The following is a 13589-nucleotide window of genomic DNA, read 5'->3' as shown; positions in this document are numbered from 1 at the left end:
AAAGTTATTCAAACATTTCGAGTACACCTAAAGGTTCAAAGCAGATAGTATGATGGCCAACCGTTACCTTTATGCCAAACTTCTCAATATAGCGTTCCAGTGCTGATTCTAGGAATTCCTCAGTAACACAAAGAAAATCAGCAAGTTCGTATCGGTTACGAATACCTTGTTTGTGAGCTTGTACGAAAGAAGAGAGAGGAATGAGTTTTTCGTAAGCCCATGCTCGAGCTCTTAATTCTTGCTTCCGATTTTCAACTTTTTCCTGATCTAGGATGTCTCCAGCAGAAGTAAAATGATGGCCAAGCTCCTCCGCCAAAATGCAGCCTTTCTCGATACGGGTTTGTATGTGTTTATTAATCCAAATAATATCATCAGCGTACAATCCTTTAATCCTCAGCTTCATAGGACGTTCGTATACTTCTAAGTTGTTGTGAAATGCCTCCCTGAGTAGTGTCTCATATACCATATTGTCACTCCTGGTGTTTTCGTTTTGATCTCACGAACTCCTTGAATTTAGCAATTTCCTCCAACTCTTCCTCGGTCCATTGCTCTCCATCGTGGTGCGCGGCGAGCGTAAGGACTTCCTTTTCCCCAGCTGCCATTTCTTCTAATTCTTCAACCGTTATCCCTAAAGCTTTACATACTTTGATTACGTTATCGACTGAAGCTCTACCGACTCCTCGAGTAAGCATGGACTGTAGGGTTGTTGGTGGGATGCCAATTTCCTCAGCAAAGGCTCTCCTGCTCCCCTTTTTATCTATTAGATCTGCTAAAATCTCAGCTTTCTTATCCACCGATCGCACCCTCTCAATATATTAATTCTATGTACGCTTTTCCGTATATACCTACATCCTACAGCAACTTACAAACTCTGTAAAGTATGAAATGTACGCAAACGCGTTCGAAAATAGAATAAAAAAGTTGACAATGAACGATATAGCGTTTATTATCTGTTTTACAAACGCAATTGCGTTCAAAGTGGTAGGAGGTGGTTAAATGAGACACAAAAATTTGCGTGCCGAGATGGCAAGGCACAATGTTACCGTTGGTGATTTGGCTGATTCACTAGGCGTTCGTTATGCAACCGTGAGCGACAAGTTAAATGGCCGATCCCGCTTTTTTTATGATGAAGCAGCCCATATTAAACGTAAATTTTTCCCGAAATGCAAAATCGAATATTTGTTTGAACAAGATGACCAAGACGATGATTCAGTTACCAGTGCAAGTCATGTAGGGGCAGGCGAATCCTATGAAGCACTTTTATGATTCGAAGGACGTAATGCAACTCCTAAGCCTAAACACAATCAGAACTGCTCAACTTCGTATACAGGCGATGAATGAGGAGTTGAAATCTCGGGGGTACTGGATTGAACGGGGAAAGGTTCCGATTCAGTTCTTTCACGAGAAATATCCATTCATTAAAAAAGTTGAAGGGGTTGTGTAGGGAATGAAAAATCTGGCAACGCCAGTTGAGATGGTTGAGGACATTCTTCGGTGTCCAGAACTGCAAGCAAGAATAAGCGGAGATGCTTTTATCGGACTGCTTCAAATGTCGTATGAACAAGAAAAAGCCGCCTGCAGCAACAGGCGGTCCAAAGTTAGTAAAAATTTGGGTACCAGTAGCTTATCACAGTTACTGGGGGGAGGACAAGCTTTATGACACGAGCTGCAGCAGCTGTCGTTATTGAAGATGGCATAGCTTACGATCCTCATGGTCGGATGCAGTACCACCCAGAGTTTCACTTTAATCATGGAGCGCCGTTTGAGGAAGAGGAGCTGGAGTACCTGTGCAAATTCTATGAGACGGATCCAACCCGCTCGCTCTCATTTGAACTCGGCCGGACAGAACGGACCTTGAGGTCGAAAGTGGATCAGCTAAGAAAATCAGGAATGTACCAGGTCTATATAGACCGTTGGAATGCGCGATACGAGATGGAAACTAAAGCGGATGGAGGCGTGCGTCAGTGACTACCAGTGAGAAATTGCAGATTGTCGACCATTGTGAAGAATGCGGCGGGGAATTGATCCAAGGACAGAGTGTGTGGAAGGTTGGAGAAAATTTGCTCTGCACTCGTGCTTGCATGCTGAATTATGTAGGAGCCGTAACGATAACGGCGGGGGAGGAATAGGACATGGAAGCTATCGAGCAAATGCATGTCGATGGTATTGATAGCCATTTAATTGTAGCCAAATTGGTCGGGGAAATAGCTGCTCTGTCGTATCTCATCCAAAACTTTACGGAATGCGCGCTAGATACGCGATATTCGGGGTTTGTGAATCAAATCGATGTGCGAATCGCCAGCAGCCATGAAGACTTTATGGATTCGTCATCTGAAAGGTTGGTCACGGAACAGTTCTACCTTAATAATCTTCGTTCCAATATGGTTCCTACGAAAAGGGAAGTAACCAGGCTTCTAAAAGTGAAAGCCACATTGGTGAAAATACTGGCAGACAAGCAGATCGATTATAAAGCGCTTGGGTACACAATCGAGACAGTTGAATACAAACGCTACTTTCTAAGTGGCCGTAATGAGGGGTAAGGCGGGCTTCGGCCCTGCTTGCAGGATCGGGATGACTGGTCTTGCAAGGAGGTTCGAACCTCCAGCAATACATAAGCGAGGTCTAAGCGTGGAGCATTCGAGGAAGTGCAACGGCTGCCGTAGAGGTTGGGACGGTGGCGGCCTCGTGACTAATGAAAGGAGGCGTATAAGTGGGAGAAGTATCTGAAAGAATCTTATCCGGTCTGATGTGCCAGGTATGCGGCGGGTATTTGGAAGATTTCGCAGAGCCTGGGTATCCAAGAACTTGCGAAGAATGCGAGGACAAAAAGTAAAAGACCCAGCGCGGCAACGCTGAGTCCTGAAACACTCACATTTGATTCTTTCCATCGTATCACAGATGGGATCGGGAGGAAAGGACCTTGATTTGTTTGAAGGGCGACGAAGTCAAAATGAAGTCGGGAGAAATCGGAGTAGTTACCGAGACATGGGGGCTCGCTCGCGATTGGTGCAAATTGAAGAAGGATGACGGGAGCACCATTATTACCATGACTGAAGATATCGAATCGATCATTAAGCGCAATCGTCAGAGAGGGACGGGGATGAAGAAATGATCAAAATTAATAAGCTGGAAATCGAAAATGTGAAGCGTGTCAAAGCTGTCAAAATCGAGCCGTCAAGCGCTGGGTTGACCGTTCTCGGTGGGAAGAATCGTCAAGGTAAAACCAGCGTCTTAGATGCGATTGCATGGGGGTTGGGGGGCAATAAGTACCGTCCCTCCCAGGCAGAACGCGAAGGATCGGTAGTACCTCCGTATCTCCATATCGTTTTATCCAATGGCCTGATCGTTGAGCGTAAAGGTAAAAATAGCGACTTGAAGGTTATCGATCCAAATGGACAGAAAGGCGGCCAGCAGCTGCTCGACAGCTTTGTTGAAGAGCTGGCGATCGATTTGCCCAAGTTCATGAATTCTACGAGCAAGGAAAAGGCGAATATCCTGCTTCGGATTATCGGTGTGGGGGACAAGCTTCACGAGTTGGAAGTAAAGGACCAGGAGCTTTACAACCGGCGTCATGCGATCGGGCAGATTGCAGACCAGAAAGCCAAATTTGCCAAGGAGCAGCTCTATTACCCGGATGCTCCCAAAGAACCGATTTCGGCATCGGAGCTGATTCGCCAGCAACAGGAGATTCTTGCCCGGAACGGAGAGAATCAGCGTAAACGTCAGCGGTTGGCTCAAATTGAAGCAGCGTATGCCAGTCAACTTGAAGAGATCAAAAGGTTGACGGATTTACTTAATCAAGCTAGGGACAAATACAGTCAGCTCACTGATGATTTGCAGATCGCAAGGATGGATGCGATTGACTTGCGCGACGAATCGACCGCAGAGCTGGAAACCAACATTCAACATGTCGATGAGATCAACCGTAAGGTACGGGCGAATCTTGATAAGGACAAGGCTGAAACAGATGCCAACGAGTACCGCGTACAGTACGAAGCGCTTTCGGCCGAGATTGCAGTGATACGACAGCAGAAAACAGCCCTTCTCACGAATGCAAATTTACCTCTACCGGGCTTGTCTGTCGAACAGGGTGAGTTGATTTATAACGGCCAGAAGTGGGACAACATGAGCGGATCCGACCAATTGATAGTTGCAACGTCCATCGTGCGACGCCTCAAGCCAGAATGCGGATTTATCTTGTTGGACAAGCTCGAGCAAATGGATCTAGCGACGCTGAATGAATTTGGTCAGTGGCTGGAGCAGGAAGGGCTGCAGGCCATTGCGACACGTGTCAGTACAGGAGAAGAGTGTTCTGTGATCATTAGCGATGGATATGTGGTGGGTGAAGAGAAAGTCACTCTTCAACAACCGTCTGGGGAGATTGATGCTGGTCCGACTTGGAAGGCCGGGGAGTTTTGATGGGAGCGTTAATCGATTTAACTGGTCAACGATTTGGTCAACTCACAGTTATTCAACGGGCCGGAACCAGAAACCGAATGGCTCTGTGGCGCTGCAAGTGTGACTGCGGAAAAGAAACGTTGTCGCTTTCGGGTAGCCTTCGATCTGGATCATCAAAATCTTGCGGTTGTTCAAGACTCGCTCATTTGATTGAGTCTCCGCCTAAAAAAACACATGGCGGAAGCAAAGGTCGTTTGTATCGTGTTTGGCGCGGGATGATAGACAGGTGCTATTATCCCACGCACAACCGGTATTACGCATACGGCGGTCGGGGCATCTACGTTTGCGACGAATGGAAGGGCGACTATGCAGCTTTCCGAAAATGGGCATTAGCATCCGGCTATGATCCTGACGCGGCGCGCGGGGAATGCACCATAGATAGAATCGACGTCAACGGACCTTATGCCCCTTGGAATTGTCGCTGGGTTGATTCAGTCATACAAGCAAGCAATAAACGGAAAGCAGGTGAATTTTAATGCAAGTCATCAGCGGTAAGGTAGAAAAGGCTAAAAAGGTTGTTCTATACGGCCCTGAGGGGATCGGCAAGTCCTCTCTAGCCGGGCAGTTCCCACGGCCCGTTTTCATCGATACCGAGGGGTCGACCACGGAAATGAACGTCGATCGGCTGCCTAAGCCCACGAGCTGGACAATGCTCAAACAACAAGTGGAATGGGTGAAGCAACAAGTTGGCCGCTTTGGAACACTTGTCATTGACACCATTGACTGGGCAGAAATGCTGTGCGTGGAGAGTGTATGCGCGCAACATGGCAAGAAGGGAATCGAAGATTTCGGATACGGTAACGGCTATGTCTACACCAAGGAAGAATTTGGGCGTTTCCTTAACCTGCTCAGCGATGTCATCGAAGTCGGGATCCATGTCGTCCTGGTTGCGCATGCTCAGATAGTGAAATTCGAGCAACCCGATGAAATGGGGGCTTATGACCGTTATCAGCTCAAGCTTGGAAAAAAGACCAGCTCGCAGACTGCACCACTGGTGAAGGAATGGGCAGATATGGTCCTGTTCATCAATTATAAAACCTTCTCGGTAGCTGCTGACGCTAAAGGTACCAAGCACAAAGGGCAAGGCGGCGTGCGCACGGTGTACGCTACTCATCATCCCGCGTGGGATGCAAAAAACCGTCATGGTTTGCCAGATGAGTTTCCGCTGGATTATGCCCATGTCGCTCATATCTTCAATGGTTCTACAAAAGCGCAGCCTGCCTCAATAACACCTGCAGCAGCTCCTCCAGCAATCGATCCGCCCGCACAGCCTGCACAGGAAGCGTGGGGACAGATGACCGGGGGGCAGCAGCTAGCTCAGGAACAACAAACTTCTGCCGAAGAAGCGTTGAAACCGCACATTCCGAATGGTATTCCGGCCTCGTTGCGGGATCTGATGGTACAGCATCAGGTGTCGGAAAATGAGATTCAGATCGTGGTAAGCAAAAAGGGCTACTACCCCATGGATACGCCGATCACCAACTATGATCAAGGATTTGTTGAAGGTGTGCTGGTAGGGGCTTGGCAGCAGGTTTTCGCAATGGTCCAACAAGTAAGAAACGATATGCCATTTTAACAACGGGAGGAATTACACATGAGCCAAATGGAGAGAGAACTGGGTTGGGATGACGAGATTCAAAAGGATGGTGGCGGGGGGTTCGTACTACTCCCTGCCGGTGACTACAATTTTACAGTCACAAAATTTGAACGTGCTCGATTCGCCGGAAGCGACAAAATGCCACCTTGCAACCAGGCGAAGTTGGAGATCACTGTTCACTCACCGGAGCATGGCGACATCGTGGTTTTCCATAACTTGTTCCTGCACAGTAAGACGGAAGGACTGCTGTCCAACTTCTTTGCGGGCATTGGATTGAAGAAAAAAGGTGAGCCTTTGAGAATGAACTGGGCGGCCGTCCTGGGTCGTAAAGGGCGTTTGAAGCTGGAAGTGCGGAACTACAAGCATAACGGTGAGGACCGTTCGAACAACCAAGTCAAAAACTTCTATCCTTACGATGACCTGCCTGTACAGCAGCAACAGCCGCAATACAATCAGGCTTCACAATATAACCAACAGCCACAGCAAAGCTTTCAGCAACCGCAGCAACAGGCATATCAGCAGCAACAACAACAGCAGTATCAAGCCCCGTTTCCAACGGGCGGACAACAGCAAGGCGGCGGATTCACTCCGGGCCAGTTTTAGGAGGAGAACATGGAGCTTAGACCATACCAGCAAGCCGCGCGGGACTCTATTCAGAACGAATGGAAAAGTGGCGTGAAAAAGACGCTCCTGGTCCTACCGACTGGATGCGGAAAAACAATCGTTTTTTCAAAGGTTATCGAAGATCGGGTAAGGCTGGGCGAGCGTTTGCTCGTCCTTGCCCACCGAGGTGAGCTACTGGATCAGGCGGCCGATAAGCTCGCCAAGTCGACAGGACTCGGGTGCGCAACTGAGAAGGCGGAACAAACATCGATCGGTAGTTGGTATCGCGTTGTCGTGGGCAGCGTACAAACTTTGCAGCGGCCGAAGCGCCTTGAGCAATTTACACCTGACCATTTTGACACGATCATCATCGACGAGGCGCACCATTGCATATCCGATGGCTACCAGCGCGTGCTGCAATATTTTAAATCAGCTAACGTCCTGGGTGTGACGGCCACGCCGGACCGCGGCGACATGCGGAATCTCGGCTCCTATTTTGAAAGCCTGGCTTTTGAGTATACGTTGCCAAAAGCGATCAAAGAAGGCTATCTCAGTCCGATCAAAGCCCTGACCATCCCTCTGCAGCTGGACTTGTCAGCAGTTGGACAGCAGGCGGGCGATTTCAAAAATAGCGACCTGGGTACCGCTTTGGATCCGTACCTTGAATCGATCGCAGCAGAAATGTGGCGTGTTGCTCAAGATAGGAAGATCGTTGTATTTTTGCCTCTGGTAAAAACCAGTCAGAAATTCACGAACATTTTGAATTCTTATGGATTTAGAGCAGCAGAGGTAAACGGCGAGTCGCAGGACCGAGCACAGATTTTGGAAGACTTCGACAAGGGCAAATACAATGTCCTTTGCAACTCGATGTTGCTCACGGAGGGCTGGGACTGCCCTAGCGTGGATTGCGTAGTTGTCCTGCGGCCTACGAAGGTTCGCAGTTTGTACAGTCAGATGGTCGGGCGTGGTACCCGGCTTCATCCCGGAAAAACTGAATTGCTATTGCTAGATTTCTTGTGGCATACCGAACGGCACGAGCTTTGCCATCCCGCGCATCTGATTGCCGAGAACGAGGAAATCGCCAAGGCTATGACCAAGCAGATCGAGGAGGCTGGTATCCCGCTGGACCTCGAAGCTGTCGAGAAGCAGGCGGCGGAAGACGTGATCGCACAGCGTGAGGAAGCACTGGCCAAACAGCTTGCTGAAATGAAGAAACGTAAACGCGCTCTGGTCGATCCGCTGCAATTTGAAATGAGTATCCAGGCGGAGGATCTGGCGGGCTATGTGCCCTCGTTTGGATGGGAGATGGCACCACCAAGTGATAAACAGATCAAAACGCTCGAAAAGCTCGGCATTCTTCCTGATGAAATCGACAATGCTGGTAAAGCTACGAAGCTTCTGGAAAGGCTGGACAAGCGTCGAGAAGAAGGGCTGACCACTCCGAAGCAGATTCGTCTCTTAGAAAAGTACGGATTTGATCACGTCGGAACTTGGTCGTTTGAAAATGCAAAACGTCTGATTGATCGCATCGCAGCTAATGGATGGCGCGTGCCGACTGGTGTAAATCCGAAGGAGTACCGTGGGGAGTAACCATATAGGATACAAACGCTCAATTATGTTAAATGGGGCGTTCTATATGCCAGATATAAAAGATTTACAAGGGAAGTATGTCCAGGGGTTGCTGGACTATGACGAGATGAAATTGTACCTTGGATATCTCGAGAACAACCCATGTGCTGATTTTCGTGAGGATCGCATTTCGAAACTTCGAAGACTAATCGATGATCACGAACGAAAATTATTAGCTAATAAGTCAGAGGAAGCGAAGCATAATGAAGCTGCTCTGGAATATAGAAAGCTCACGATAAAGTGGGAAAATGCCGGCGCTTACTGGAAGCCAATCGGCAGTGTTATCACGAAATGGTACTACAAGGGAGAGTGTTTCTTCACTTGGTTTAGTGGGGTGGACGCTATCGAACACTTAAAATCTGCAAAACAAGCTGACGCAGCGTTTGAGCAATTAAGAAATTTTGTGAAACCCGATCTGGATTTAGCGAACGTCATGCCTGGAAAGGTTGTTGAATGCAGTGATCAAAATAAAAGCGAAGTGTACTGATAATGCTGGCTATGAGTGGCTGCTAGATGTCGGAGCAGTATACGACATCTTAGCTATAAACCACGAGACTATTATGATTGCTCATCCGAGGCGTGGGGCTTATGGACTTAATAGAGACAGGTTTCGTTTGACACAGTAAGGAGTGGGACAATGGAAGGTTTAGTGAGGATTTTTAACAATTGTGCTTGTTGCGGAGTCAGATTTGAAATGTATCATCACGGGGATTATTGGTGCGATAGATGCGCCAAAAACATCCCTGATCCAGATGGAGAGGGATGCTCTGAGGGCGATGTGGATGCCTAATTATCACTCCACTTCATCCTGGTGCAATTCATGAAGTACGGCAAGTGTACCAATTGATTTTTCTAATACATCGTCACTAGATTCACAGAATGGGCAACCAGGACAGTAATTGGTTGTGTGATAATCGGCACCTTCAATGGCAAAGTGTTTTTTACAAACCTGACAAAGATATAAGGTCATGAACACGGATATTCACTCCTAACAAGATAGTAGTTTCTAAATATAATAGCATTTTAATCATGACAACTGTTTGTCAGAGAACGTGTGTTTTATTTAACAAAATGTGTAAAGAGAATAGGAGGAACGGACATGAGTATTTGCGTAAATTGCGGAAAGTCATTTGATCATTATAAAAGTTTCTACACTGACATTTGCGATCCATGCGCTGAGATTGCAGAAGGCAAAAAGATCGAGGATTTGGAAAGAGAAGATTCCAAGTACGATGATCACGTTTTAACAAAATAGTTATTAAGCAAAAATGGAGGGGTTATCGTGGAGGAAAAAGAGTATTTGATCTTAACTACAAGACACAAAGATATGCTGTTCGGTGGCGATGTTCATCTGTTCTGGGGGACGAACGGCGGCGGGTACACTGCAATCCTACAACGAGCAGGACTATACACCAAGGAAAAGGCTTATAAGCTCGGAGGCGAAGGGGACATCCCTGTGCACTACACTGTATTTGGTAAAGACAAGAGCTTCTTTGAATCTGAAGAAAAGTTCATTCAAATGCCGACTTTATATTCAATCGGCAAAGAATCCAAAAATCTTATTGCGGATTGGCAATATCAATTTAGACATAATCAAACAGCACTTTAGGAGAAGGGGGCATCAAATTGTACTCTGCGGGTGTAAACGGAGCGGTCATTCTTGTTTGGACAGTCGTCGGGATTGGTGCTGCAGCTGTAGTTGGGCTGGGGGCGCTTGTCTATCATTGGGTTGCGTAGCAAAACGGTAATTTAGATAAATGGGGGTGGGTCAGTTGAGACATATATCAGAGGACGGTTGGGGCGGTCATTACTGGTGCGACGGCACAAAGCGCGGATATTATTCGATAGGTTCCTTTTATCGAGAAGGTATGGAACATTTGCGGGGTTATATGGAACAAGGAGAGGACGAATTGATCCAAGAGGGTGATTATTACGAACCGCCTTATTATGAACCAGTTCCATACGCTTCCATAAGAGTGGAACCCATCATGAAATGTTGGGGAAAGGGAAAGCGATAAACGTGTCACACAACACACGATTTGTAAAGTAGGAGGCGATTTTTATGGCGAAATTCTTGTTTTCGGTGTCAACGGGTCTTGTTGGCAGTAAGCAGGAGGAAATCGTTGAAATTGACGACGTGGAGTTGGATGGCCTGTCACCAGAAAAGCAAGAGAAAGTGGTTCAGGAAGCATTTGAAGAGTGGATGTGGAACACCATCCAAGTTGTTTGGGAGAGAATTGATTAACAAAACAATCGATTTGTAAAGGGAGCGAGTAGATGGCTGTAACGATCATTTTGAAAAGCGGCTACAAGGTCATAAATGAGGGAACGGCGACAGTGGATGAGTTTTTTCGCAACATGTCAACAAAAGAGGGTGCTACGCTCTCTATCACAGATGACAACGGGCATTTGAGAGGATTTATCGTATGTTCCGAAGTCGCGGCAGTTCTCGAAATGAAAGAGTAATTATCAAAACATTACGGGTGACAAGGAGAATTCTTATGAAATTCAATCCAGGCGATATCGTTGAATACATCGATTCTGATGGCGATAGAAGTGTCCATTACATCAGCCTTTATCGAGAAGACAAAGACAAGTATGCCTTATGTAGGTGTTCATGTGAAATTGGCGTTATCGGAAAGGATTACAAATCGGCTAGGTTGGTATTCGAATCAAGACTCAGATTGGTAAAAGAAATGCAACAAATCAGAAAGTGAGTTGAAATCGATGGAACACAAACTGGATCTCGTTGCGCTGCTGTCTTACATCGACCCAGCCTACCTTACCTATCAGGAATGGGTTAACGTCGGCATGGCGCTGAAATATGAAGGATATACAGCCAGTGACTGGGATGAATGGAGCAAGCGCGACGGGGCCAGGTACCATCCGGGCGAGTGCTTCAAGAAATGGACGACATTTGAAGGTTCTGGCACGCCGGTAACGGGAGCCACCATCACGCAAATGGCAAAGGACAACGGATGGGTTCCGCGTTTTTCGGATCGTGAGGATCGGGAACTTGGCTGGGACGATGAGATTGCTGCCGGAGAGTATGTGGTTGTCGACAAGAACTGGATCGAAGGCAAGGAAATCCACGAGCCAGCTGCCTGGAACCCGGTTCAGCAGCTGACCACTTACCTGGAGACGCTGTTTGAAGCATCCGAAAACGTAGGCTATGTGACAGACACATGGCAAAACGATGAAGGTAAGTATTTGCCCACCAAAGGGGCATGGGATCGGACTGCAGGCGAGCTAATCCAGCTGCTTAACCAATGCAACGGTGATATAGGCGCAGTCTTGGGAGACTATGATCCTGCGGCAGGGGCTTGGATCCGCTTTAACCCGCTGGACGGCAAAGGCGTCAAGAATGAAAATGTGACCGAGTTCCGCTACGCTCTCGTGGAGTCAGACACGATGGACATCGAGAAGCAAAATGCCATCATGCGTGAGTTGGAGTTGCCGATCGCCGTCATGGTGTACAGCGGTGGCAAGAGTCTCCACGCTATTGTGCGGATCGATGCGGCCAACTACGACGAATACCGCAAACGAGTGGACTACCTCTATAACGTCTGCAAAAAGAACGGGCTGAACATCGACAACCAAAACCGGAATCCATCGCGGCTTTCACGCATGCCGGGTATTGAGCGGAATGGGAAAAAGCAATTCATTGTTGATACGAATATCGGGAAAAGCAGTTGGGCCGAATGGAATGAATGGATTGAGGGCATCAACGACGATCTGCCGGACCCAGAGAGCCTGACGGACTTTTGGGAGAACATGCCGGTTCTGGCGCCGCCATTGATTCACGGTGTGCTGCGGCAGGGTCACAAGATGCTTATGGCCGGGCCTTCGAAGGCTGGTAAGTCGTTCGCGCTGATTGAGCTCTCCATCGCCTTGGCTGAAGGTGACAAGTGGATGGGCTGGCAATGCACGCAGGGGAAGGTCCTGTACGTTAACCTCGAGTTGGACCGAGCGAGCTGCCTCCATCGTTTCCGAGACGTGTACATGGCACTGGGGCTCCAGCCGCGGAACATAGGAATGATTGATATTTGGAACCTGCGTGGGAAGTCCGTACCGATGGACAAGCTGGCACCAAAGTTGATCCGGCGCGCGGCCAAGAAAGGGTATATAGCCGTCATAATCGACCCAATCTACAAGGTCCTGACGGGTGACGAGAACAGCGCCGATCAAATGGCCCATTTCACCAACCAGTTCGATAAAATTGCCACGGAGTTGGGAGCCAGCGTGATCTATTGCCACCATCACAGTAAGGGATCACAGGGCGGCAAGAAGTCAATGGACCGGGCCAGCGGCAGCGGCGTATTCGCACGCGACCCTGACGCGCTGATTGACCTCGTGGAGCTGGATATAACCGAAGCTTTGCTGAAACAAGAGGAAAACAAGGAAACATGCGCTATCTATCAGTGGTTCTTCCAAAAATTCAATCCAGACTATCTGGACACCCATGTATCACAAGATGATCTGCTGAGTGCCAGCGCGATGGAGGACCATGCAAAACGGGCGATCCTCGGTCAGCTGGCAACCGCCCAGGAAGAAATCAAAAAGGCAATTCAGAGTGTCCGTATCCGCTCAGCTTGGCGGGTGGAGGGCACGCTGCGGGAGTATCCAAAATTCGAGCCAGTCAATATGTGGTTTCAGTATCCAATCCACCGCGTAGACGATGTAGGTAGCCTCAAGGACATCGAGCCAGAGGGCGATGCTCCAGCGTGGAAGAAGGCGACGAACAAGCGGAAAGATTCAGCCAAGAAGGATCGTCGAAGCAAAGCTGAGGAGTTCGAGGACGCGGTGAACAACTGCAATATGGGGGAGCCTCCATCAGTCAAGGACCTCCAAGATTGGTTCTCTTCTACTGGAAAACCGATTGCCGAACGAACAATTCGGGACTGGATTACAAAATACGGGTATCGGATCGACAAAAACAAGGGTGTCATTGTTAAAAAAGAGGACGGCGACGACCAGTAAAACCCCGCAAAAACAAATTCCGCAATGTTGCGGGGAAAACATCAATTCATGGTCATTGCAACACTGCGGAATTTGAAAAATCATGGTCATTGCAATGTTGCGGGGATTTGATACGTCATGGTGCCCGCAACACAGCGGCGGGGAACCTTATTATTAAATAATAATAGGAATAGGGAGTGGCGTGTCGCAAGCGCCACTCCCCCTTCCCCTAAATTATTTATGCCGCGGACGACAAGAGTAAAAAAATGGAAGTTAATAGGAAGGGGGACTAGGCGATGGCAAATCTCTTTGCTAAGAGGAGTAAGAAGTTGGATGTAGGTAG

General features: G+C 48.1%; 18 protein-coding genes. 15 read left to right on the top strand and 3 right to left on the bottom strand.

The window, feature by feature from the left end; genetic code table 11:
- Positions 1-4 precede the first annotated feature (4 nt).
- Together EDM55_RS20150 and EDM55_RS20145 are read right to left on the bottom strand one after the other, a co-directional pair.
- A complete protein-coding gene (locus EDM55_RS20150) occupies positions 5-466 on the bottom strand; it encodes an ImmA/IrrE family metallo-endopeptidase (RefSeq protein ID WP_122961218.1) in 462 nt (153 codons plus the stop codon).
- A gap of 4 nt (positions 467-470) precedes the next feature.
- On the bottom strand, positions 471-794 hold the full coding sequence (locus EDM55_RS20145) for a helix-turn-helix domain-containing protein (RefSeq protein WP_246071109.1): 324 nt from the start codon (positions 792-794) through the stop codon (positions 471-473).
- Between the two features lie 202 nt (positions 795-996).
- Here EDM55_RS20145 and EDM55_RS20140 point away from each other — a divergent pair, with 202 nt between their 5' ends.
- The 11 genes from EDM55_RS20140 (at position 997) to EDM55_RS20085 (ending at position 8774) form a co-directional block, all read left to right on the top strand.
- Positions 997-1266, top strand: a complete 270-nt coding sequence (locus tag EDM55_RS20140; protein WP_122961216.1) for an XRE family transcriptional regulator — start codon at positions 997-999, stop codon at positions 1264-1266.
- Positions 1267-1447: 181 nt separating this feature from the next.
- Complete coding sequence (locus EDM55_RS20130) at positions 1448-1660, top strand: hypothetical protein (RefSeq protein ID WP_122961214.1); 213 nt, start codon at positions 1448-1450, stop codon at positions 1658-1660.
- On the top strand, positions 1657-1968 hold the full coding sequence (locus EDM55_RS20125) for a DNA-entry nuclease (protein ID WP_122961213.1): 312 nt from the start codon (positions 1657-1659) through the stop codon (positions 1966-1968). The genes EDM55_RS20130 and EDM55_RS20125 overlap by 4 nt, the downstream gene beginning before the upstream one ends.
- Positions 1965-2129, top strand: a complete 165-nt coding sequence (locus tag EDM55_RS30390; protein WP_170184498.1) for a hypothetical protein — start codon at positions 1965-1967, stop codon at positions 2127-2129. Before EDM55_RS20125 ends, EDM55_RS30390 begins: the two co-directional genes overlap by 4 nt.
- 3 nt (positions 2130-2132) lie before the next feature.
- On the top strand, positions 2133-2540 hold the full coding sequence (locus tag EDM55_RS20120) for a hypothetical protein (RefSeq protein WP_122961212.1): 408 nt from the start codon (positions 2133-2135) through the stop codon (positions 2538-2540).
- A 380-nt stretch (positions 2541-2920) separates the two neighbouring features.
- Positions 2921-3112 carry a hypothetical protein gene (locus tag EDM55_RS20115; protein WP_122961211.1) on the top strand — a complete coding sequence of 64 codons (192 nt, stop codon included), beginning with the start codon at positions 2921-2923 and terminating at the stop codon, positions 3110-3112.
- Positions 3109-4419 (top strand): AAA family ATPase, encoded by a 1311-nt coding sequence (locus tag EDM55_RS20110; protein WP_122961210.1) that lies wholly within the window; start codon positions 3109-3111, stop codon positions 4417-4419. Before EDM55_RS20115 ends, EDM55_RS20110 begins: the two co-directional genes overlap by 4 nt.
- Positions 4420-4933: 514 nt before the next feature.
- Positions 4934-6034: an ATP-binding protein gene (locus tag EDM55_RS20100; protein WP_122961208.1), complete on the top strand. Its 1101-nt coding sequence runs from the start codon at positions 4934-4936 to the stop codon at positions 6032-6034.
- Between the two features lie 18 nt (positions 6035-6052).
- Positions 6053-6658 carry a hypothetical protein gene (locus EDM55_RS20095; protein ID WP_122961207.1) on the top strand — a complete coding sequence of 202 codons (606 nt, stop codon included), beginning with the start codon at positions 6053-6055 and terminating at the stop codon, positions 6656-6658.
- 9 nt (positions 6659-6667) lie between these two features.
- Entirely contained in the window at positions 6668-8248 is a 1581-nt protein-coding gene (locus EDM55_RS20090) for a DEAD/DEAH box helicase (protein WP_122961206.1), read from the top strand.
- A gap of 46 nt (positions 8249-8294) precedes the next feature.
- Positions 8295-8774 (top strand): hypothetical protein, encoded by a 480-nt coding sequence (locus tag EDM55_RS20085; RefSeq protein ID WP_141295994.1) that lies wholly within the window; start codon positions 8295-8297, stop codon positions 8772-8774.
- A gap of 306 nt (positions 8775-9080) precedes the next feature.
- Here EDM55_RS20085 and EDM55_RS29985 read toward each other — a convergent pair whose 3' ends face one another.
- Positions 9081-9263 carry a hypothetical protein gene (locus EDM55_RS29985; protein ID WP_141295999.1) on the bottom strand — a complete coding sequence of 61 codons (183 nt, stop codon included), beginning with the start codon at positions 9261-9263 and terminating at the stop codon, positions 9081-9083.
- A 306-nt stretch (positions 9264-9569) separates the two neighbouring features.
- On the opposite strand from EDM55_RS29985, the gene EDM55_RS20080 reads away from it, so the two are divergent.
- The 4 genes from EDM55_RS20080 (at position 9570) to EDM55_RS20055 (ending at position 13267) form a co-directional block, all read left to right on the top strand.
- Positions 9570-9896: a hypothetical protein gene (locus EDM55_RS20080; RefSeq protein WP_122961204.1), complete on the top strand. Its 327-nt coding sequence runs from the start codon at positions 9570-9572 to the stop codon at positions 9894-9896.
- Between the two features lie 453 nt (positions 9897-10349).
- Positions 10350-10532: a DUF7167 family protein gene (locus EDM55_RS20070; RefSeq protein ID WP_122961202.1), complete on the top strand. Its 183-nt coding sequence runs from the start codon at positions 10350-10352 to the stop codon at positions 10530-10532.
- 32 nt (positions 10533-10564) lie between these two features.
- A complete protein-coding gene (locus tag EDM55_RS20065) occupies positions 10565-10753 on the top strand; it encodes a hypothetical protein (protein WP_122961201.1) in 189 nt (62 codons plus the stop codon).
- Positions 10754-11014: 261 nt separating this feature from the next.
- Positions 11015-13267, top strand: coding sequence for an AAA family ATPase (locus EDM55_RS20055; protein WP_122961199.1), 2253 nt, complete (start codon positions 11015-11017; stop codon positions 13265-13267).
- Positions 13268-13589 lie beyond the last annotated feature (322 nt).

This window comes from Brevibacillus centrosporus (assembly GCF_003710815.1).
Lineage (GTDB): Bacteria > Bacillota > Bacilli > Brevibacillales > Brevibacillaceae > Brevibacillus > Brevibacillus centrosporus.
This window is presented reverse-complemented; position numbering and strand designations above follow the sequence as displayed.